This window comes from Limnoraphis robusta BA-68 BA1 (assembly GCF_034932365.1).
Taxonomy (GTDB): Bacteria; Cyanobacteriota; Cyanobacteriia; order Cyanobacteriales; family Microcoleaceae; genus Capilliphycus; species Capilliphycus robustus.
Map to the genome: position 1 here is coordinate 1 of NZ_JAYGHR010000108.1, position 21948 is coordinate 21948.

Genomic DNA, 21948 nt, shown 5'->3' on the forward strand with positions numbered 1-21948 from the left:
ACCGGAAGATTCCTGCGACTCCAAAGCTAGGAGCGAAGAACCAACCTGACTGTCCTAAAGGATACATCAAAAATACGCTGACGAATACTGCGATCGGTGCAGTAAAGGCAATAGCGTTGTAGGGACGAACACCAACCAAACGGGCGATTTCTAACTGACGTAAGCAGAAGCCAATTAGAGCGAAAGCACCGTGCAGGGCGGTGAAAGCCCACAAACCACCGAGTTGGCACCAGCGAGCAAAGTCCCACTGAGCTTCCGGTCCCCAGAGGAACAGTAGGGAATGTCCCAAGCTGTTCGCGGGAGTGCTGACGGCTGCCGTTAAGAAGTTGCAGCCTTCTAAGTAGGAGCTAGCTAAACCGTGAGTGTACCAGGAGGTGACGAAGGTGGTTCCGGTTAACCATGCGCCTAAAGCGAGATAGGCACAGGGGAAGAGCAGGATACCCGACCAACCCACAAATACAAAGCGATCGCGTTTCAGCCAGTCATCGAGGACATCAAACCATCCTCTCTGTAACTGAGGGCGTTCGACTGCTATAGTCATTTGAGAACGATCCTTTTGGGTTACTAAAAGACTATGCTTTCTAAGCAAGTTAACATAACTATATATTACAGTTAACAAAATTTGCAAAGATTTCTAGTCTCAAGATTTAAGATTTTTTTTATGAGCATACAAACCACAAGCACAAGCGACCGCATCATCAACAAGAAAGTTTTAGGCTCCCGTCGTCCCAGTAACTACTTCTGGGCAAGCGTTATCGCTTTGGGAGGCATAGGTTTTCTGCTGTCTGGGATTTCTAGCTACACCCAGGTCAATTTACTCCCCTTTGCTGATCCCACTCAACTGATCTTTCTCCCCCAAGGTTTAGTGATGGGACTTTACGGTGCTGCGGCTCTGTTGTTGGCCTTGTACCTCTGGCTGGTCATCCTCTGGGACGTCGGTGGCGGCTCCAATGAATTTAGCAAAGAAACAGGCAAAATTCGGATTTTTCGTTGGGGCTTTCCCGGGAAAAACCGAGAAGTCGAGTTCACTTGTAAAACTGAAGATGTACAATCAGTTCGAGTGGACATCAAAGAAGGGTTTAATCCTCGACGCGCTCTTTACCTGAAGCTCAAAGATCGGCGTGAAATCCCTCTAACTCGGGTGGGTCAACCCATGCCCTTATCTGAGTTGGAAAATCAAGGGGCTGAACTGGCTAAGTTTTTACAAGTGCCGTTGGAAGGACTATAGGATTTAGCATGAAACGATTGAAGATTCGGCAGTGGTTACTGTCTATACTGTTAGCGTGTGCGCTGATAGTCGCTGGATGTGATGGTTCGGCTACTCAGTCAGCCACTTCCGATAATGTAAATGCAGTGGGTGATCCGACAGTTTCACCTGTGGCTCAAGCTCAAAATTCACCAATGAGTAATCTACCGAAATTAGAAGGAAAAGCAACAGTCGAAATGACGGTCAACGGATCGCTCGTTACGATTGAAGTTGATGGCACCTCCGCTCCCATAACCGCAGGTAATTTTATTGATCTGGTTAACCAAGGGGTTTATGATGGCGTCGCGTTTCATCGGGTGGTTCGTGAACCTCAACCGTTTGTCGTTCAAGGCGGTGATCCCCAAAGCAAAAATCCCAAGGTTCCGATGGCACAGCTTGGAACAGGTGGCTTTATCGATCCCGCTACTTCCCAAGAGCGCTATATCCCCCTAGAAATTCAACCAGCAGGCGCAGAACAACCCCTGTACAGTCAAACTTTCGATGAAGCAAGAATTAAGGCTCAACCAAAGTTAAAGCACTCCAGAGGCGCTGTAGCTATGGCTCGTTCTCGTCTACCGGATTCGGCTTCTTCTCAGTTTTACTTCGCTCTGGCTGATTTACCTTTCCTTGATGGCAGTTATGCTGTTTTTGGCTATGTGACTGAGGGAATGGATGTGATCGATCAAGTTCAGCAAGGCGATCGCATTGAATCGGCTAAAGTGACCGCAGGATTAGATAATCTTAAAAAATAATTAAGATTTCTAGAATGCTGTAGGGGCAGGTTTTTACAGTGACCAGTGACCAGTGAACAGTGACCAGTGAACAGTAACCAGTGAACAGTGACCAGTTATCAGTGATAACTAATAACTAATAACTAATAACTGTAAACTGTAAACTGTAAAAACTGGTCACTGATAACTGTAAACTGTAAACTGTTTAAACCTGCCCCCCTTCTTGTCAATGCCTACGAATAACTGATAATTGCGATCGCACTAAAGATTTTCAAGCAAGATTCCGCCTCAAGTGACCGTGCAAGTTGTTGTAACAGGTATTGGTTTAAAATCCGCTTTAGGAACACTGCAAACAAGCTGGAAAAAACTTCTCTTAGGTCAATCAGGAATTCAATATTATCAACCCTTTCCTGAACAAAAATCTAGACCTTTAGCATTAATTAATCAACAGCCAACTCACCTCACAGAATTAACTCAAACAATATTAATAGATACACTCGAAGACGCTAATTTAACGCCTCCTTTACCCCATTGTGGAGTGGTTATCGGTTCAAGTCGAGGATATCAAGCACAATGGGAAGAATTCGCGACTCAACACTATAATAAACAATATAATCAACAAAAATCTATTAATTCTTCTGTTCCTATTCCAGATTTTTTCCATCATATGGCGGCGATGAATACCGCTCATTTTATCGGTTCAAACGGGCCAGTATTAGCACCGATGGCGGCTTGTGCAACAGGTTTATGGACAATTGCCCAAGCTTATGAGTTAATACAAATGGGATACTGTGAACAAGTGATTGTCGGCGCTGTAGAAACACCAATTACCCCTCTAACTTTAGCAGGGTTTGAGAAAATGGGAGCATTAGCTTTAACCGGAGCTTACCCTTTTGATCGCTATCGACAAGGGTTTGTATTAGGCGAAGGCGGTGCGATGTTTGTCATAGAATCTATGGAGTCAGCAAAACGTCGTTCGGCTCAAATTTATGGCAAAATATTAGGGTTTGGGTTAACTGCTGATGCAAGTTCAAGTAATCGACCCGATTTAGAAGGTAAAAGTGCGATTACAGCGATTAAAAATTGTCTGAGTCGCAGTGATTTATTCCCCCAAGATATTGATTATATTCACGCTCACGGTACTGCAACTCTACTCAATGATCAACATGAAGCCAATTTAATTAATACAATATTTCCTGATGGTGTTGCTGTCAGTTCAACCAAAGGCGCAACGGGTCATACATTAGGCGCATCTGGAGCGTTAGGAATTGCGTTTTGTTTGATGGCTTTACAACAACAAATTTTACCGCCTTGTGTGGGATTAAAAGAACCAGAATTCGAGATTAATTTAGTCAGAGAAGCGAGAAAAGCTTCGATTAAAAATGTGTTGTGCTTGAGTTTTGGGTTCGGAGGACAAAATGGAGCGATCGCCTTGGGAAAACCAAGAATTTCAAGAGATATTGTCTAGACTTGATTGTAAAATAGATGAGGATTTATTCAAAACTTATGGAAAACAAGATTAACAACGCTTCTCAATTGACTTTTTTAGAACGCATAGAATCTTTAAAAGCCGGGATACTTTCCGGGACTATGGCGTTTCTGGCATTGAGTCTGTTAATGGCTTTTAATCTTTTCATTCTGGCGAACCAGTTTGAGGCTTTAGAACCCATACAAATCACCTTTGATGTTCGGTTAATAATTAGAGGTGCGATCGCGTTTATTAGTGGTTTTTTATTTGGGGTAACGTATCGTTATGTTGTGCGATCAGATCAAAATCCTCACCTCAATTCAGGAGCGGTTTTAGCCTTTGGACTGGTGCGAGGTTTAGGCGAACTCGACGGGGGACTCAATACTCAGGAAAATGGGTGGTTTTTTGCGGTGATTGTCGCCGAAAGTATTCTTTTATTTGCAGTGGCTCGAATAATTTTAGATTTAGCGTTAAAACAGGGTTGGTTAAAACCGTTTAATTCGACTCACTAATTAAGTCAGTCAAATTAACGTAAATATGTATACTGAAGAAGATTTAACAAGACCGAGGGATTAACACCACGATGCCAGATGATTGGATACCGTTTTTAATCGGTGTAGGAATTCTAGTGATGTACTTAATTTTTTCGGCTTTGACCGAGATGGGGACTCGATGGCCTTGGAAAAAGTAAACTGAATTACATTTGATCAGGAGTCTAAAATTATTCTCCAGGTAGTAGACGCTTTAGGGTCGGAATTCGCTAAACTCTAGAGTAAAAATTCCTGTTGACCAACCCATGATCCCCTTAAATGATCCCGAAAGACCCGCAGAATTTGATCGCCAGATGATGCTGAGGTGTCTGGAACTGGCGCATCGAGCCTTGGGAAAAACAGCACCGAATCCGTTGGTCGGATGTGTGATTGTTCAAGATAATATGATTGTCGGGGAGGGATTTCATCCGGGAGCAGGTCAACCTCATGCAGAAGTGTTTGCGCTGCGAGACGCCGGAGAACGGGCGGTCGGTGCAACGGTTTATGTGAACCTCGAACCTTGCAATCATTACGGAAGAACGCCCCCCTGCACTGAAGCTTTAATACAAGCAAAGGTGGCTAAAGTTGTGGTGGGAATGATTGATCCCAATCCTTTAGTTGCAGGTCAGGGAATTGAACGGTTAAAGCAAGCCGGAATTGGGGTGATTGTGGGTGTAGAACAAGATGCTTGTCAACTTTTAAATGAAGGATTTGTTCATCGTATTCTTCACCATCAACCCTTGGGAATTTTAAAGTATGCGATGACTCTTGATGGCAAAATTGCCACAACGACAGGTCATAGTGCTTGGATTACCAGTCCTACCGCGCGACAACAGGTTCATCAATTGCGGGTGGCTTGTGATGCGGTCATTGTCGGGGGGAATACGGTGCGTCGAGATAATCCTCATTTAACGACTCATCATGCAGGTGAACCCAACCCTTTACGAGTCGTGATGAGTCGGAAGTTAGACCTACCTTTGGAGGCGAATTTATGGGATATTACAGCAGCAAATACGCTCGTTTTAACCACAAAGGATGCTGATCCGGATTGTCAAGAACAGTTACAGAAAAAAGGAGTTGAAGTGGTGGCGCTGTCGCCTTTAACGCCTGCAACGGTGATGAATCATTTATATGATCGTCAATTTTTAAATGTGTTGTGGGAATGTGGAGGAACATTGGCGGCTCAAGCGATCGCAGAGGGTGTTATTCAAAAAATTTGGGCGTTTATTGCGCCGAAAATTATTGGTGGAGAAACTGCCCCTTCCCCCGTGGGAGATTTAGGTTTCACTCAGATGAATGAAGCGTTAACTTTAGAACGAGTTACCCTACATTCGATAGGCTCAGATTATTTAATCGAAGGTTATCTCTCATCACCTTCTGATTAATTCAAATAATAGAAATTAATGTTATCCATCATTCCTTAGAGGCTAAGGATAAAAAATGATGATCGACCATCAATCCCATGACTGAAGTTGTATTTCTGAGCCTACTGATTAGTAGTTTAGGGTTTGAAGCCGTTTTAATTAGCAGTTGGATCTACTCTGAACATAGCACGGTAAAGCAACAAATAGAGGAGGAGGAAATTTTGACATCTTACGAACCCGCGAATAAAAAAGCATCCGCACCGTTACAACCTAACGGTCATTCTGATCAAAAACAAGTCGATGATTCTGCTTTGTCTGAATGGGAATATAAAATAGTACGAGCAAATCGTGATTTATTTCGGAATCCTGCAATTTTTCATAAACTTTGTGAAGAAGAAGCGGAAATGGGTTGGATGATGTTAGAAAAACTCGATGATCGCAGAGTTCGCTTTAAACGACTCGCCAATTTACCTGATCAAAACAATGATGAACTCCCTCGCTTTGATCCCTATCGCAGTCATTATGGATCTGATCTTGATTTTACTTCTTGGTTAGCGGCGATCGCTTTTATGACAGCTATTGTTTTACCTGCTTATTTGGGTTATGCTTTAGTCTCCGCAACATTAAATAATCTCCCCAATAGTTTACCTCGAATTCCTTTGTTAAATCAACCTCCAGAGGTTGAAACGGAAGTAGAAAATAATCAACAACCGCCGGAAGAAATACCATCAGAATTGGAAGCTAAACCGTCGGGAACCTAGAAAATAGTTAAACCAGAAATTCATCACCATCCTGATAGAATTTCAGTAGATTTAACTCGATTCATCCCGGCTTCAGCAAAGCGTTTAAAAGCCGTTTCTGCTTGTTCGGTATAATCAACGATTCCCGGTACAACCACAGGCGAGGTACAATCTTCTAACAGATAGATTTTCTGGGCGAGATTGGCATCTCGTTTTTGAATTTCTGTGAGTAAATCCTCAACTGTCCAAGCCACACAATGACTTTTGGCTTGTCCGGCGATAATCACTCGATCAAACTCTAATACATTTTTGATTAAACGGTGATTTTTTGCAGTGATTAAACCTTCTGCAAAACTCTCTAAAACTTCAGGTTTAAAGACCGAATAGTTTTCAGTGAGAGGATGATCCCCTTTGAGTTCAAATTTGGCTTGAGTTTGGCGAGAAATATTATGAAAAAAAATTGCTTCTTCTACCGCAGAAACTAACGCATGACCAATTCCCCCTAACATCGAATGATAGGGCCAAACAGTTAGGGGAAATCGACCGCCATCAGTCAATTGTTGGGTATAATGAAGGGCGTGTTTTTCTAGGGCTTGATAATCTCCCCCTGCTAAACTTTCCGCTACCCCAGGGTTAACTTTCCACAGTCCACTTTGAACATCTTCAAACGGAATGAGTGTAGCAGGTTCGGGATGTTCTCCTCTGTCGTTTACCCAAAAAATCGGGTGAAAAATCTGCATCGCGGTGTGAGTATCTAGCGTAACAATAACCTGGCTAATATTCCCTAAATTGCCATAAATAAACTCACACAAACGAATATTATCTTCAACTGCGCCTTTACCCGAATTTCCGGCGACAAATAACTCAAAGTCGGGAATACAAAACGTGTTTTGAACATCAATTAATAGCAAACAAACCCGCATTTTATCTGTAGCTGCGGGTTGAATACTGTGTTGTTTTGTCCAGGTTTTCGCTTCTGTCGCTCGTTGTTGGTAGGGGACGCGCCAAACCTCCCCAACCTTTTTCGCATCAAAATGATCAGGAATCGGCAGTTTTTGGCACTGCGGTATTGTCATCGGTTTTCGGAAAAAATAGACAAGTTGTTGAGGAGTGAAGCTGTTATGGAGAATTTAACTTTCTACCGTGTGACCCACCGACGTAATTGCTTGTTTAATAGAGTCTTCCGAAGGCTTTCCGTCTACCTTCACCGTCTTGGTTACTAAATCAATCTCAACTTTTGCGTCTGAATCTAGTCCTTTAATCGCTTTGGTAACAGTGTCTACACAACCATTACAAACCATACTGGGGACTTTCATTTCTAGTGACATAATAGATCTATAAACTCGACTCACCTTATAAGATAGCAGAATTTGGGATATCTGCCCTCTGTTTTCTAAAAAATGATCAACTTTTCCTCTTTCTGGAAAATTGATCAGATTTGATTAGAGTTTATCTCTACTTCTTTAGATAGAGATTTAGATGGTCATTCCACATTCATCAACTAAATAACACATCGCCCGAAAACGCAAACCGACCACTTGATCATAAAGAGGATTGAGTTTACATAACGGCGGAATTTTCAGAAAAGTTCGACCTGCAATTTTGAATTCTCGTTCAAAAGGACATTGAGCCGGAATCGCTTTGTAGAGGAATAAAGCGAATTGTGGATCGTGAATTTCTAAACTGTCGAGCCATTGACCTAGAGGATTAAACAAACGTGAGACTTGATTATTCATAGCTGCCTCTAACTGTTCAGAATGAACAAATTTCTGCTGTTTTCTGTTCTATATCTTCTAAGATACAAACCTTTACATAGAAATAGGTAAAGGAATTGAAAAAAATATTTTAACAATTGTAAAAGTTTTGTAAATCAGTCTGTATTTTACAAAACTATTCTATGAGTTATGCTTATTTTTACTTTAATTTTTCGTTAAAATCAAGAGATTTAACCTCGTTGATTAATCAAAGCTCATCAATAAATTCAATCTGATTTATGTTGCAAATTTAGATAAGCAAACCTCATCAAAGCAATTTGTGGAATAATAAAGAAGGTTTTATCGATCGCTCTATCTCCAACTCAGTCCTGATGATGCTCTCAACCTTATCTCAACCGCAAACCTGGATGTGGAAAGGCTTTCCCATCTGTTACTACGCCGAAGGAAATACTGGCCCTGCGGTGATTTTAGTGCATGGCTTCGGTGCATCCTGGGGACATTGGCGTAAAAATATCCCCGAACTTGCATTAAATTGTCGTGTTTTTGCGATAGATTTGTTAGGGTTTGGAGGTTCAGCAAAACCCCTTCCCACTCTCGAACTTTCTTATACCTTTGAAACTTGGGGTCAACAAATCGCTGATTTTTGTCGGGAAGTCGTCGGATCACCTGCATTTTTAGTCGGAAATTCGATAGGTTGTATTGCAGTTATGCAAGCGGCTGTTGATTATCCTGAACTTGTCATTGAAGTTGCTTTACTCAATTGTTCGCTGCGACTTCTTCACGAACGCAAACGCTCACAAATTCCTTGGTATCGAAGTTTTGGAGCCGATATTGCTCAGAAAATTCTAGGTTTAAAATGGGTGAGTCAGTTCTTTTTTAAACAGTTAGCGACACCTCAAACCGTTAAAAAAATTCTCTTACAAGCCTACAAACGCTCCGAAGCCGTAACAGAAGAATTAGTCGAAATGTTATTAATTCCGGCAAAAGATCAAGGTGCGGTTGATGTGTTTGTCGCATTTACGAGTTATTCTCAAGGGCCTTTACCTGAAGATTTACTGCCGATTTTACCCTGTCCAGCGATTATGTTATGGGGAACAGATGATCCTTGGGAACCGATAGAATTAGGTCGTGAATATGGTAAATTTGAGGCGGTTAAACAATTTATTCCCTTAGAAGGAGTTGGTCATTGTCCGCAAGATGAAGCCCCAGAATTAGTAAATCCGATTTTATTAGATTGGATTTTAACTTCAGAACGTTTGCTGACAAAAGTGGAAAATTAATCTATCCAAAAAAAGTAGTGCGGGCATCTTGCCCGCTACCCCTACCCCATTTAAATGGTTAACTTATCTTTTCACCCCTCTTGATTATCATTAAATTTTAAAAAGCTTGTAGTAGAGCTATTTGTTGGGCTTCAGCCCTATTTCTATATTTCTATTGGGCGTGTATTGCAACAACGAACCCATTTATTATATTACTCATTGGGATTTAATAATGTATACTCTTGTTCAAATACTTCTTCCCAAGACAGTAAAGTTAGATCACATTTTTTATTCATTTCAATTTCAGCCTGTTTAACAGCTTTATTAAAAGATTGCTCCCAAACAGACTCTAGATAATTTCGATTTAAACTGGGAATCTCTTCTTGAATATCCTCAATTTCATTACGAGCCGATAAAATTGTCACCGCCCAACTTGAAGAACGACGTTCAGGTTGACATTTCCATTTAATTACATGACTCATTAATCGAATAAGCTGGCTTTTTAATGCTAATTTTTTAGATTTTCCCATAGATTCAATTAAAACACCTAAACCCTGATCCGCTTCCATCCATTTTTTCTCCTGTAATAGTTTTTGAATAATAATTGCTGTCTGGTACTCAGAAGAAGCTGCTAAATTATGCCAATCTGGTTGAGTTTTCATCATGATTTTTTCAGAAATCTTTAATTTCTAGGATAACGAATTTAGAACCTTGATTGATAAATTCTGCAAACACCCCAGTTTCTTGATCGTGAGTCATCAACTTTTGTATCAATTCCGATACTTAAGTTTACAAAAAACCTAAAAGATTAAGATTTTTGTCATTAAACAATAAAAGGATTGCTTTAGTGGCACACTGAATCCTGAGTACAAACTCAATTTGCGATCAAAGGGTCAATTTAAAGTTTTATGATTCTCGACTTTGATCCGCAAAATATTTGAGAAAATCACAACAGACTCTTATCAAATCACACAAAGACGGAGAAAAATTTTATGAAATTGGCTTACTGGATGTATGCAGGCCCCGCTCACATTGGCACCCTTCGCATTGCCAGTTCATTTAAAAATGTTCATGCGATCATGCACGCACCGTTAGGAGATGACTATTTTAACGTCATGCGTTCGATGCTTGAACGAGAACGGAACTATACCCCAGTAACGACAAGTGTTGTTGATCGAAACGTTTTAGCACGGGGTTCTCAAGAAAAAGTTGTTGATAATATTGTTCGTAAAGATCAAGAAGAAAACCCCGATTTAATTGTCTTAACTCCGACTTGTACTTCGAGCATTTTACAAGAAGATTTAAACAACTTTGTTGAACGCGCTCAAATAGATTCTAAGGGCGATGTTTTATTAGCCGATGTCAATCATTATCGTGCGAATGAACTGCAAGCAGCCGATCGCACCTTACATCAAATTGTTGAATTTTATCTAAAAAAAGCCCAGAAAAAAGGCGAACTTCCCGAAGGAAAAACCGAAAAACCTTCTGTTAATATTTGGGGAATGACAACCCTCGGTTTTCATAATAACCACGACTGCACCGAATTAAAACGGTTGATGGCAGATTTAGGAATAGAAGTCAATGAAGTCATCCCAGAAGGCGCTTCTGTTCATAACCTGAAAAATTTACCTCGCGCTTGGTTTAATTTGGTGCCTTATCGGGAAGTCGGTGTGATGGCGGCGAAATATTTACAAGAAGAATTCGCCATGCCTTATATTGATATTACCCCGATGGGAATTGTAGAAACCGCCCGTTGTATTCGGATGATTCAAAAGGTATTAAACGAACAGGGCGCAAATGTGAATTACGAAGACTATATTGACAATCAAACTCGGTTTATTTCTCAAGCCGCTTGGTTCTCTCGTTCCATTGACTGTCAGAATTTAACAGGTAAAAAAGCCGTTGTATTTGGGGATAATACCCACGCCGCAGCGATGACAAAAATTCTGGCGCGAGAAATGGGAATTAAAGTGGTATTAGCCGGAACTTACTGCAAATATGATGCAGAATGGTTCAAAGAACAAGTGGGTGAATATTGCGATGAAATCCTGATTAGTGAAGATAATGGCGAGATAGGAGATGCGATCGCAAGATTGGAACCTTCAGCGATTTTTGGAACCCAAATGGAACGTCATGTTGGGAAGCGCTTAAATATTCCTTGTGGGGTAATTGCAGCGCCAATTCATATTCAAAACTTCCCCGTTGGTTATCGTCCGTTTGTGGGGTATGAAGGCGCGAATCAAGTGGTTGATTTGGTGTATAATTCCTTTACCTTGGGTATGGAAGATCACCTGTTAGAAATCTTTGGCGGACATGATACTAAAGAAGTGATTCACAAGGGAATTTCGGCGGAATCTGATTTGAACTGGGCGAAAGATGCCAAAGCGGAATTGAATAAAGTTCCGGGGTTTGTTCGGGGTAAAGTGAAGCGAAATACCGAGAAATTCGCCCGTGAACGGGGTTTATCTGAGATTACGTTAGAAGTGATGTACGCCGCCAAAGAAGCGGTTGGGGCTTAATTTTGTTGGGGTGGGTTCATCGCCCACCCGTTCCAAGAAATGAATTTCTTGGCTAATCAATAAAGTCGGTTGAAACCGACTAAAATTTTGCTTAAATTGATGAAGTTGAGTTTTCTTAAGAGGACTTCAAACTCTTAGCCAGGGATTTTAATCTCTGGCGTATTCCTTTCTCAAAATTAGCTAAAAATAGCTTTTATAGCAGTCGAAGCCTTTGATTAGGACACTGTTTTTCTGTCAAATCCTTTTATGATAAAGGTTTCAATTCTGTCTCCTGTCTCGGTGTCTCCTGACTTCTGCTATAAATTAGCGATCGCATCAACCAATTGATCAATTTCTGAGGGCGCTGTAAAATAATGAACACAAGCACGAATACAATCAGGATTTGAAATCGTTCGCACAAAAATATTCTGTTTTTCCAAAGCCTCAACCGTTGGTTTGTGGGCTAACCCATTCGTGAGTTTAAACGACACTAAACCCGCCTCTGGGGGAGAAGTTCGTAAACAATCAACATGAGATAATTCTGATAAACCTTCCCATAAATATTGACTGAGATCACAAATTTTTTGATAACGTTCTTCTATCGTTCCCCAGTCGTGATGAAGCTGTATTGAACGTCTCAAACCCGTATATAATGGATAAGCAGAAGTCGCGATTTCATAGCGTCTAGCATCGGGCTTCCAATTCACCGGATTTCCCGTTTGATCATAGTCAATACCCCGCCAACCCATATAAGTCGGAGATAACGCAGTTAACGCTTCTGGACTGATATAAAATCCTCCCAAACCTTCCGGCCCACACCACCATTTATGACCCGTAAAAGCGTAAAAATCAACGGCTGATTCTGTTAAATTTAAGGGCAAAACTCCCACAGATTGCGCCGCATCAACCAACACTCTAACTTTTCCATGCTGGTGTTGATGACAACATTTAACAATTTCATCTATAGGCAAAACTTGACCCGTATTCCACAAAATATGACTAATCACTAATAAGCGAGTCTTGGGTTGTAAATGCGCTTTAATCACAGAAACCGGATCACCTTGATTTAACGTTTCTCTCAAGGGACACATCGATACTTCTAGCTGAAAACGGCGCTGAAGTTCTTGAATCGCCGCAATCACCCCAGGATGTTCACAGTCTGAGAGTAACACAGCATCTCCCGGTTGCCAATCGATGCCCCACAGCGCAATATTGCAGCCAAACGTCACATTTTCAGTGATAGTTATCGTTTCAGGACTCACCCCCAATTCCCTCGCCATAGAGTCACGCAGCAGGCTAGAGGCTTCAGTTACCCAACTTCCCGCTTCCCCCGAAAATGGGCCTTTTTGTTGGACTTCTTCGTAGGATTTATAAATTGCATCGAGAGAAATCTTAGGCAACGGCCCTTGTCCGCCATAATTAAAGTAGGCTTTGTTTATTAAAGCTGGAAACTGTTGCCGATAAGTTTCTAATGTTAAATTCGTCATAATTGTATCAATCCGTTGTCCGTTGTCATCGATTACTGCTTTTCTTACCCTATACCATGAAGTTAGACTTCACTGATAATAAGGAAAGGAATCCCAGAGGGGTGGGGATGAGGATTTAACCGCTTCGCTTTCTGTTTGCTTCCCTCTCCCCTGCAAACTGTCTTCTATTTTCCATCACTTCAACCTAGATTTCATGTTGATTACCGACCAAAAACTTTTATTCTACCAACGGTGTTCTAGACGCACCTATCTTGATGTTTATGGAGATTTTAATCAAAAAGATCCTCCCAGTGATTTTTTACTGAAATTGATGCAAGATAGTTTCAATTTTCAGCAAACGATTTTAGCCGATCAAACCTATCAGCAACCTAATTATCCCAGAGGAGACTGGTTTTTAGGCGCACAAGCCACTTTAAATTTGATGAAGCAAGGGGTTGAACGCATTCATAAAGGGGTTTTACTTTTGAGTGAGGAACCCTTAGAAAATCTTCAGTCTGTTGAACATTCTCATCAAGTTGTTTTACTGAGTTATCCAGATTTGTTGGTTAAATCTCCGGGAGCGTCACAATTTGGCGATTGGATGTATGTTCCAACTGATATTAGACTCGGTAAACGTCCGAAACTTGATTATCAAATTATTGCCGCATTTCATGCTAAAGTTTTAGGCGCAGTTCAAGGTACAATGCCTGAGACATCTTGGTTAATGTTGAGGAATAAAGGTGCTTATGCGGTAAACTTAAATCAACGCCTTCCTCAGATGCAGAACCTTTTAACAGACTGTATCGAAATGCTGCGAAAAGACCAAGAACCAGAAGTTTTTATTGCGCGTCAAAAATGTAATTTATGTCAGTGGTATAGTTATTGTTATGCGATCGCTCAATCTGAAAATCATCTTTCTTTGCTTCCCGGTGTGACCCCTGTTCGTTATACTCGTTTGCAAGCTTTGAACATTACATCGGTTGCATCTCTGGCTGAAAGCACACCAGATTTTTTGAAAAATTATCCCGAATTTAATCTAGGAATTGCCGCTCAAGTCATTCAGCAAGCTCATTCAACTTTGAATAATAAAGCGGTACTTCGTTCTCAGGAAGAATACCTCAAAAATGGTAGCTTAAAAACGAGCGAAGCGGCTTCATCTTTAAAAATTATTTCGGAAAAATCTGTTAAAATTCTGAAAGATTCTGTCAATTCTTTAGTTTGGCGATCGCCTGTTGAACTCTATTTTGATATTGAAGCCCAACCTGAGTTAAACTTGGATTATTTGCATGGCGTTTTAGTGGTAGATAGGCGATCAAATACTCAAAAACTCTATTCATTTTTAGCAGATAATCAAGCCGATGAAGAAAAGATTTGGGAGCAATTTTTAGAGTTAGTTTGGACCTATCCAATTGCGCCTATTTTTCATTTTTGCGACTATGAACCCAAAACCATTCAACGGTTAGCCCGAGTCTATAAAACGCCAGACTATCTCTGTAAACCCTTACTGAAACGTTTGATTGATATTCATCAAATCGTCACTCAAACTGTAACACTTCCCGTCGAAAGTTATGCGTTAAAACCTATTGCACGTTGGATGGGGTTTGAGTGGAATGATCCCAGCGCTAACGGCGCTCAATGTGTTTACTGGTACGAACAATGGATCAAAACAGGCGATCGCACTTTACTCGATACCATTGTCCGTTATAATCAAGATGATTGTCAAGCAACATTTCATGTCAAAGAATGGTTAACCAATTTCTTAGAAACGGTTGAGTACAATGTTGAAGATTTCCAACTGGAATTAAACTCGAAATGAATGTTCAAGCCAAAACAATTCTAATTTTGTTTTTAGGATGGGGAATACTTCTCTTGGCTTTTATGGCTGAGTCAAGGATCACTTTAGCCGAAGAGATTAACTTTAATTTGATTGGAAAAGTCACCCTTCCAACGGGGTTTTTGTTTAAAAATACCGAAGTCGGGGGATTATCAGGAATGACTTACAACCCCGATCAACAAGTTTATTATGCGATTTCTGATGATCGTAGCAGTCAAGCACCCGCCAGGTTTTACACCCTAAAAATTGACTTGAGTTCCGATACACTTCCACCTGATGGAGTAGAAATAATCGCCAAAACAACCTTACTCAATTCAGACGGTGAACCCTTTCCAGAAATGAGTTTAGATCCCGAAGCAATTGCATTTACTGGGGAAAGTGTATTCATTTCATCAGAAGGAGATGTTCAGCGATCGCAACCGCCTTTTATCAAAGAATTTTCCCTGAACGGAGAAGAACTCAGAAGCTTACCAATTCCCGATAAATTTCTCTCTGCTTCTCCCGAAAAAAAACGCGGAATTCGCAACAATTTTTCCTTAGAAAGTTTAACCCTCACTGCCGATAACCGTTATCTATTTACCGCTACTGAAAATGCTTTGCTTCAGGATGGAGAAGCAGCCAGCCCAACCGCAGGAAGTCCTTGTCGAATTTTAAGATACAATCTAAAAACAGGTCAGCCTGATCAAGAATTTCTCTACATTAGCGATCCGATAGTGATAGCCCCTCGTTTCCCTAAGAATTTTCAGATTAATGGTTTAGTCGATCTGTTAGCCTTAGATGAAGATCATTTACTGGCTTTAGAACGTTCTTTTGCGCTGGGTGTCGGATATACGATAAAATTATTTGAAGTGTCTCTTGATGGGGGCGATCGCATTCAAGCAATGGATCGGCTGAAAGGTGAACTCTTAAATATTTCCCCAGTTCGCAAAACCCTACTCTTGAATTTAAACACATTAAATATTACCCTAGACAATATAGAAGGTTTAACGTTTGGCCCTACATTGTCAGATGGTCGGCGATCGCTAATTTTTATTAGTGATAATAACTTCAATTCCCTGCAAATGACCCAAATATTAGCCTTAGTGATCAGGGCGGGTTTACACATATTATCTCTGATTGGCATACATCTAGGCTGAACCCGCCCCTACAGTTATCTGTGATCAGGGCGGGTTTATACAGATTATCTCTGATTGGCATACATCTAGGCTGAACCCGCCCCTACAGTTATCCCTACAAAACTGGTTACTGTCCCCTGTCCCTCAAAAAAAATCTGATTAACCCCTTGACATATTAAGACAGATTGTGGATAATCGAATATAGTCAAAAAAAAAGGGACTGTAGTTCAATTGGTTAGAGCACCGCCCTGTCACGGCGGAAGTTGCGGGTTCGAGCCCCGTCAGTCCCGTAAAAAAGAGAGAGCAGTAACTTAGTAGACGATTTATGGTACAAAAGGGTACTATCTGTAAGATCAGATAATAGATCTATGCAACGAGCCTTCAAGACCAAACTGAAGCTGAACAACCGTCAAAGAACCTTAATGGCGACCCACGCCGGATATTCTAGGTGGGTCTGGAATTGGGCTTTGGCGATGTGGAATGAAGCTTACAAACAGGGTTTAAAACCTTCAACGAATAAGCTAAAAAAGTTCTACACCAATCACATTAAGCCAAACTATCCCTGGCAGTCAACGCTAAGTTCTAGAGTTTATCAATTTGCCTTTATGCACTTAGGGGAAGCTTTCAGTCGCTTTTTTCAAGGCATTGCCAAACATCCTAAGTTCAAGAAAAAAGGCAGAAATGATAGCTTTACGATTGATAATTGTGGCAAGGTAATGAGGTTTTCGGGGAAGAGATTGAAACTTCCTTTTATTGGATGGATATTCACTTATGAACCCCTACCTGAAATCAACACAAAGCGAGTCACAATTAGTCGAGTAGCTGATTCTTGGTATCTGTCTGTAGGCTACGAATTTGAACCAGAACAGACTGTTAAATCAAGAGTTTATCTGGGTGTTGATGTTGGAGTTAAGGCATTGGCGACCTGTTCAGATGGTACTGTTTTTGCCAATCCCAGAGCCTACAAAAAAGCTCAAAAAAATCTGGCAAAACTTCAGCGCGAACTTTCTAGAAAACAGAAGGGTTCCAATAACAGGAATAAAGCCAAACTCAAATTAGCGAAAGCTTATCAGCGAGTCACAAACATCCGAAAAGATGGAATTCACAAATTCACCTCATGGCTATGCAAAAATCACGCAGTCATCGGGTTAGAAGACTTGAATGTTTCTGGGATGTTAAAGAATCATAAGTTAGCGGGTGCTATTGCTGATTCTGCTTTTTATGAAATTCGCCGCCAAGTTGAGTATAAGTCCGAGTGGTACGGCTCAGTTGTAGTTTTTGCTCATAGATTCTATCCGTCAACTAAGACCTGTTCAAGTTGCGGTCACGTTCAAGAAATGCCGCTCAAAGAACGAGTTTTCAACTGTCAGGCTTGCGGTGTAAGCGTTGAGCGTGATTTGAATGCCAGCCTGAATTTAGAAGGTTATGCCGAGGGCTTCTTGGTGAATTGCCTGTCTGACCGGGTGCTGCCGACAGTCCGGGGTGATGCAGCGCAAAGTCCGATCTCGGCGGTTTCCGTCGAGAAGGAACTTTGCAAGACAGGAAGTAAACGTTAACACGGTTTATACCGCGTTATATCAGTTTTATAAAGCAGTAAGGATTTATAGAAAGCTGAGATTCAGCAAAAATCTATCATTGGATAGGTTCTGTAGGAATTGTACTAAAATCAACGATTTTCAGCCAGAACTCGCACTCTGAGTTGGTAGAATGAGATGGAGATCGAAGGAAGCGATCGCCCCAGTTTGAGAGAGTAGAACGATGGTATAGACAACCTTCACTCTCGCTCACCTTGGCAATCTTACCGACTTAATCGCGCCTAAATCCAGAATAAACATCCTTAGATTAGTATGAGTGTCAGAGTTCGTCTTGCCCCCAGCCCGACCGGAAATCTTCATATTGGTACAGCGAGAACGGCTGTATTTAATTGGTTATTTGCTCGCAACCAGGGCGGTAAGTTTATCTTGCGGATAGAAGACACCGATATAGAGCGATCGCGTCCAGAATACACCCAAAATATTTTGGATGGACTCCAGTGGTTAGGCTTAGACTGGGATGAAGGCCCGTTTTTTCAGTCCAAACGTCTCGAACTCTACGCCAAAATCATTCAAACGTTACTGGATAAAGATTTAGCCTATCGCTGCTACTGCACATCAGAAGAACTAGAGCAAATGCGAGAGGCTCAAAAAGCCAAAAACCAAGCACCCCGTTATGATAACCGTCATCGCAACTTAACCCCCTCTCAGCAAGCCGCCTTTGAAGCCGAAGGACGCGAACCCGTAATTCGCTTCAAAATAGACGATGATCGTGAAATAGCTTGGAATGACTTGGTACGAGGGAGGGTCGTTTGGAAAGGCAGCGATCTAGGGGGTGATATGGTAGTAGCACGGGCATCTAGCGGGAAGGAGATTGGTCAACCGCTTTATAACTTAGCCGTTGTCGCCGATGATATTGATATGGGAATTACCCATGTGATTCGAGGTGAAGACCACATTGCCAATACTGCTAAACAAATTCTGTTGTATGAAGCACTGGAGGCGAAAGTCCCGGAATTTTCCCATACGCCTCTCATTTTGAATCAAGACGGGCGTAAACTCTCAAAACGAGATGGTGTTACCTCGATTTCTGACTTTCAACAGATGGGGTTCACAGCCCCAGCGTTGGCAAACTATATGAGTTTGTTGGGTTGGACTCCACCCGACTCGACTCAAGAAATTTTTTCCCTCAGTCAAGCCGCAGAACAGTTTGGTTTTGAACGAGTTAATAAAGCCGGAGCCAAATTTGACTGGGATAAATTGGATTGGTTGAATAGCCAATATATCCATCAAATGCCTGTGGTTGAACTCACCGATTTGTTGATACCCTATTGGCAGGAAGCTGGATATCAATTTAATCTTGAAAGCGATCGCCTTTGGTTAGAACAGCTTACGGCTTTAATAGGCCCGAGTTTAACTCGTCTCAAAGATGCTATCGATCAAGCAAAATTGTTCTTTGCTCCAACGATAGAAGCAGACGAGGAAGCCAAAGCCCAGTTACAACAAGAAGGAGCCATTACGGTTCTGCAAGCGATTTGTGAACAAGTGGACTTTGATCAACCCCTGACGGCCGATCGCGCCCAAGAGATTATAAAGGTCGTCACAAAAGAAACGAAATTGAAGAAAGGGCTAATTATGCGATCGCTGAGAGCCGCTTTAACGGGAGCGGTTCATGGCCCGGATTTAATAGAATCTTGGGTTCTTCTCCATCAAAAAGGAGTTGATCGGATTCGCTTTGAGAATATCTTGAATGGTTAATTTTTCCAGAGGCTAATATTATGACAGATTCTTCCAAATCTCAAAAACCTACCTCTCCGACTCAGGGTGTCGGATTCCAAAAATTGGATAACCAAGCCGAGTCAGGATCTCAGTCATCTACATCCGAACAGTCGGCCAAACCGACAGATGCTAAAAAACCTGAACCTGAAGTTCCAACTGAGTCGATCTCAATTTCTCCAGTCACAGCAGACGAACCTGTTAAAGCAGAAGCAAAACCTGCTGAACCTCCCAAACCTGAACCCGAACCTGTCAAAGCAGAAGCAAAACCTGCTGAACCTCCCAAACCTGAACCCGAACCTGTCAAAGCAGAAGCAAAACCTGCTGAACCTCCCAAACCTGAACCCGAACCTGTCAAAGCAGATGTCAAACCGGAAGTTCCTGCAACCCCTGAACCTCCCAAACCTGCACCCGAACCTGTAAAAGCAGACATCAAACCGGAAGTTCCTGTGACTTCTAAACCACCCGAACCGAAACCCGAACCTGTGAGTGCCACTCAGCCTGCTGTTCAACCGAAGCTAGAACCCATTAATGTAGTCAAGCCTCCCGCCGAAATTAAGATGGAACCCACAACAGCCCCTAGCGTCCCTGTAATTGTAGTAGAAGAACCTGCGATCGTAGAAACTTCTCAATTTGATGTGCAAGTGATTAAGGACAAAGTTCTCTATTGGATCTCCGATTTACCGGAGAATTTACGGGAATTCTTTGGAGAGTATCAACGTCCTCTGCTGACAGTCGTGGGAATCGTCGTGATTATGGTCACTGCGAAAGGATTAGTCGGTGTATTGGATTCAATTAATGATGTTCCGTTGGTGAAATCCACACTAGAAATTGTGGGGATAGGATATTCGGGATGGTTTATTTATCGCTATCTGTTACGAGCGGAAACTCGTCAAGAATTGCTGGCTAAATTGCAGTCTTTCAAAGATGAAGTTGTGGGCAAAGATTCATAGAGCTGTTTTCAATCTCACTTGAAAATACTCTGTTGATCTCCTGATTTCAACAGAGACAATTTAGATGTATCCTGCTTTCTTTGACTGAGTAGTTACAACCGATCAACTAGAAGTAATGAATTCCCCTAGCTTCGGTTAGGGGAGTTTAGATTCTAGTGGATCATTGATTGCCGAGTGAGATGAATTCACTCTAGTCGGTTACAATTCTCCTGGAACTCACCATCAACTGCTGATCAATGACAAAGGATCAAAAACTTAATCTTCTAGCATTTGGAGCGATTTTTAGTGTAACTGGGTTGTTGTTCAATATTCCTACGCGAGCTGCTCCCCTACAGTATCAGACTACACCGATGTTTGAAAATGTCACTCTCTCCCCTGATTCTGGGCCAGATTCACTCACCATCCGAGGTTTAAGCGGAGGCCCAATATCTTCTCAAAATATCTCAGGTCGAGAAGAAACGCCAACGGGTCCTTGTATGGGTTTTGTCGATGAAAAACCCGATCACAAAATTGTTCTAACGGGTTTTTTTAAATCTCTCAGTTTGCGGGTTCAAAGCAGTGAAGATACTGTTTTAGTGGTTCGAGGGCCAGGAGGAAGTTGGTGTAATGATGACTATCAGGATATGAACCCAGGAATTGCAGGTCAGTGGCTTTCTGGAACCTATGAAATTTGGGTCGGTTCCTATGAACCCGATAGTTATCATCCTTATGTACTTGAAATCACGAAGCAATAACAATAAGAAATCCTCATTTATCACTTTGAATTCAATACTTTCATTATTATAATGAATTCTGAAACATTGAAAGAGCAGTGGACCGAAAAAGGATATTTTGTCGTTCCTAAATTGTTGAATTTTGATCGAGTTCAAGAACTCAGGTTAATTGGCGATCGCATTTTAAACCAGTGGATTCAAGAATCTAGCAACCCGTCAGAAGCCGCCAATTTAACGAATATGGCGTTTCTAACTGAACCTCGCTATTTTAAACAACATCCCCAACAACTGACTCAGTTATTAAATCTCATTTCTGATGAAAATATTCTAGACATTATCGAAACTATTTGTGATTTTACCCTCTTATTTCATAATACCCAATACTTCTTTAATCCAGCCAATAAAACTCGAAATGGAGATTGGCATCGAGATCAACAATTTGATGCAGCCAATGAAAAAATCGAACAGTTAAGAATGCAAAATACAGTCGGAATACACCTTCATATTGCCTTTTTACCCGATAATAATTTAGAATATATTCCCGGTTCTCCGACTCGTTGGGATAGCCCAGAAGAAATAGAAATCCGCCCGATTCACTAAATTAGGATTTTCTACCAAAGGCGGGAAAGTCTATGCTCGCGAAAGTTGGAAAGCTTAAGGTGGTTTGGACAAGGGAACTCCCTTCAGAACCCAGTTCGGTCACGATCATCAAAGATAGTGCTGACCGATATTTCTTAAGCTTTGTTGTAGAAATCCAATCCGAAATTTTTCCATCTTTTAACAGTTCAGTTGGCATCGATCTAGGAATTACAACCTTTGCTACCCTGAGTAATGGACAAAAAATAAAAGCTCCCAAACCCTTGATTAAAAGGATGAGGAAGCTGAAAAAGTTATCTAAAAATCTATCTCGGAAAACCAAAGGATCTAAACGGTATGAAAGACAAAGAAAGCAGTTAGCTAAATTTCACGCTAAAGTAGCTGATACCCGAACCGACTTCCTGCATAAAT

21 protein-coding genes, 1 tRNA gene and 1 pseudogene are annotated in these 21948 nt (G+C 41.4%); 17 read left to right on the plus strand and 6 right to left on the minus strand.

The features are described 5' to 3' along the window. Positions 1 to 541: pseudogene (locus VB836_RS29455) on the minus strand (photosystem II D2 protein (photosystem q(a) protein)); the annotation flags it as partial. 120 nt (positions 542 to 661) lie between these two features. Between VB836_RS29455 and VB836_RS29460 the strand changes: the two are divergent. The 6 genes from VB836_RS29460 to VB836_RS29485 all read left to right on the plus strand — a co-directional run bounded on the left by VB836_RS29460 (position 662) and on the right by VB836_RS29485 (position 6100). Next, the gene (locus tag VB836_RS29460; protein ID WP_046280680.1) at positions 662 to 1228 is read left to right on the plus strand and encodes a photosystem I assembly protein Ycf4; all 567 of its coding nucleotides are present in this window, start codon (positions 662 to 664) and stop codon (positions 1226 to 1228) included. Positions 1229 to 1236: 8 nt separating this feature from the next. Next, positions 1237 to 1998 (plus strand): peptidylprolyl isomerase, encoded by a 762-nt coding sequence (locus tag VB836_RS29465; protein ID WP_323225007.1) that lies wholly within the window; start codon positions 1237 to 1239, stop codon positions 1996 to 1998. A 271-nt stretch (positions 1999 to 2269) separates the two neighbouring features. After that, positions 2270 to 3445 carry a beta-ketoacyl-ACP synthase gene (locus VB836_RS29470; protein WP_323225010.1) on the plus strand — a complete coding sequence of 392 codons (1176 nt, stop codon included), beginning with the start codon at positions 2270 to 2272 and terminating at the stop codon, positions 3443 to 3445. Positions 3446 to 3483: 38 nt separating this feature from the next. Then, positions 3484 to 3957, plus strand: a complete 474-nt coding sequence (locus tag VB836_RS29475) for a hypothetical protein (protein ID WP_049557250.1) — start codon at positions 3484 to 3486, stop codon at positions 3955 to 3957. Positions 3958 to 4241: 284 nt separating this feature from the next. After that, on the plus strand, positions 4242 to 5360 hold the full coding sequence (gene ribD, locus VB836_RS29480; protein WP_323225013.1) for a bifunctional diaminohydroxyphosphoribosylaminopyrimidine deaminase/5-amino-6-(5-phosphoribosylamino)uracil reductase RibD: 1119 nt from the start codon (positions 4242 to 4244) through the stop codon (positions 5358 to 5360). A gap of 77 nt (positions 5361 to 5437) precedes the next feature. Further along, positions 5438 to 6100: a hypothetical protein gene (locus tag VB836_RS29485; protein WP_323225015.1), complete on the plus strand. Its 663-nt coding sequence runs from the start codon at positions 5438 to 5440 to the stop codon at positions 6098 to 6100. 23 nt (positions 6101 to 6123) lie between these two features. Here VB836_RS29485 and VB836_RS29490 read toward each other — a convergent pair whose 3' ends face one another. From VB836_RS29490 to VB836_RS29500, 3 genes are all read right to left on the minus strand, one after another. Beyond that, on the minus strand, positions 6124 to 7155 hold the full coding sequence (locus VB836_RS29490) for a cysteine hydrolase family protein (RefSeq protein ID WP_323225017.1): 1032 nt from the start codon (positions 7153 to 7155) through the stop codon (positions 6124 to 6126). Positions 7156 to 7209: 54 nt separating this feature from the next. Beyond that, on the minus strand, positions 7210 to 7407 hold the full coding sequence (locus VB836_RS29495; protein WP_046280108.1) for a heavy-metal-associated domain-containing protein: 198 nt from the start codon (positions 7405 to 7407) through the stop codon (positions 7210 to 7212). A gap of 147 nt (positions 7408 to 7554) precedes the next feature. Then, on the minus strand, positions 7555 to 7815 hold the full coding sequence (locus tag VB836_RS29500) for a Mo-dependent nitrogenase C-terminal domain-containing protein (protein WP_046280107.1): 261 nt from the start codon (positions 7813 to 7815) through the stop codon (positions 7555 to 7557). A 350-nt stretch (positions 7816 to 8165) separates the two neighbouring features. On the opposite strand from VB836_RS29500, the gene VB836_RS29505 reads away from it, so the two are divergent. Beyond that, a complete protein-coding gene (locus VB836_RS29505; protein ID WP_407659786.1) occupies positions 8166 to 9074 on the plus strand; it encodes an alpha/beta fold hydrolase in 909 nt (302 codons plus the stop codon). Positions 9075 to 9265: 191 nt separating this feature from the next. Here VB836_RS29505 and VB836_RS29510 read toward each other — a convergent pair whose 3' ends face one another. Next, a complete protein-coding gene (locus VB836_RS29510; RefSeq protein WP_235440775.1) occupies positions 9266 to 9718 on the minus strand; it encodes a DUF29 domain-containing protein in 453 nt (150 codons plus the stop codon). Positions 9719 to 10045: 327 nt separating this feature from the next. Between VB836_RS29510 and bchB the strand changes: the two genes are divergently transcribed. Further along, a complete protein-coding gene (gene bchB / locus VB836_RS29515; protein WP_323225020.1) occupies positions 10046 to 11572 on the plus strand; it encodes a ferredoxin:protochlorophyllide reductase (ATP-dependent) subunit B in 1527 nt (508 codons plus the stop codon). Between the two features lie 296 nt (positions 11573 to 11868). Here the strand turns inward: bchB and VB836_RS29520 are convergent, their stop codons facing one another. Continuing rightward, positions 11869 to 13038: an aminotransferase class V-fold PLP-dependent enzyme gene (locus VB836_RS29520; protein WP_323225022.1), complete on the minus strand. Its 1170-nt coding sequence runs from the start codon at positions 13036 to 13038 to the stop codon at positions 11869 to 11871. Positions 13039 to 13231: 193 nt separating this feature from the next. Between VB836_RS29520 and VB836_RS29525 the strand changes: the two genes are divergently transcribed. The 9 genes from VB836_RS29525 to VB836_RS29565 form a co-directional block, all read left to right on the plus strand. Next, positions 13232 to 14833, plus strand: coding sequence for a TM0106 family RecB-like putative nuclease (locus tag VB836_RS29525; protein ID WP_323225023.1), 1602 nt, complete (start codon positions 13232 to 13234; stop codon positions 14831 to 14833). After that, positions 14830 to 15987 (plus strand): esterase-like activity of phytase family protein, encoded by a 1158-nt coding sequence (locus tag VB836_RS29530; protein ID WP_323225026.1) that lies wholly within the window; start codon positions 14830 to 14832, stop codon positions 15985 to 15987. Before VB836_RS29525 ends, VB836_RS29530 begins: the two co-directional genes overlap by 4 nt. 195 nt (positions 15988 to 16182) lie before the next feature. Continuing rightward, positions 16183 to 16256 (plus strand) — tRNA-Asp (locus VB836_RS29535). 78 nt (positions 16257 to 16334) lie between these two features. Further along, positions 16335 to 17522: an RNA-guided endonuclease InsQ/TnpB family protein gene (locus tag VB836_RS29540; protein WP_323225028.1), complete on the plus strand. Its 1188-nt coding sequence runs from the start codon at positions 16335 to 16337 to the stop codon at positions 17520 to 17522. Between the two features lie 291 nt (positions 17523 to 17813). Further along, positions 17814 to 19256 (plus strand): glutamate--tRNA ligase, encoded by a 1443-nt coding sequence (gene gltX / locus VB836_RS29545; protein WP_323225030.1) that lies wholly within the window; start codon positions 17814 to 17816, stop codon positions 19254 to 19256. Positions 19257 to 19276: 20 nt separating this feature from the next. Next, positions 19277 to 20227 carry a CAAD domain-containing protein gene (locus VB836_RS29550; RefSeq protein ID WP_323225032.1) on the plus strand — a complete coding sequence of 317 codons (951 nt, stop codon included), beginning with the start codon at positions 19277 to 19279 and terminating at the stop codon, positions 20225 to 20227. Positions 20228 to 20463: 236 nt separating this feature from the next. After that, the gene (locus tag VB836_RS29555) at positions 20464 to 20961 is read left to right on the plus strand and encodes a hypothetical protein (protein ID WP_407659787.1); all 498 of its coding nucleotides are present in this window, start codon (positions 20464 to 20466) and stop codon (positions 20959 to 20961) included. 51 nt (positions 20962 to 21012) lie between these two features. Further along, entirely contained in the window at positions 21013 to 21540 is a 528-nt protein-coding gene (locus tag VB836_RS29560) for a phytanoyl-CoA dioxygenase family protein (protein ID WP_323225033.1), read from the plus strand. A gap of 32 nt (positions 21541 to 21572) precedes the next feature. Beyond that, on the plus strand, positions 21573 to 21948 hold a 376-nt coding region (locus tag VB836_RS29565), incomplete at its 3' end, for an RNA-guided endonuclease InsQ/TnpB family protein (RefSeq protein ID WP_323225035.1).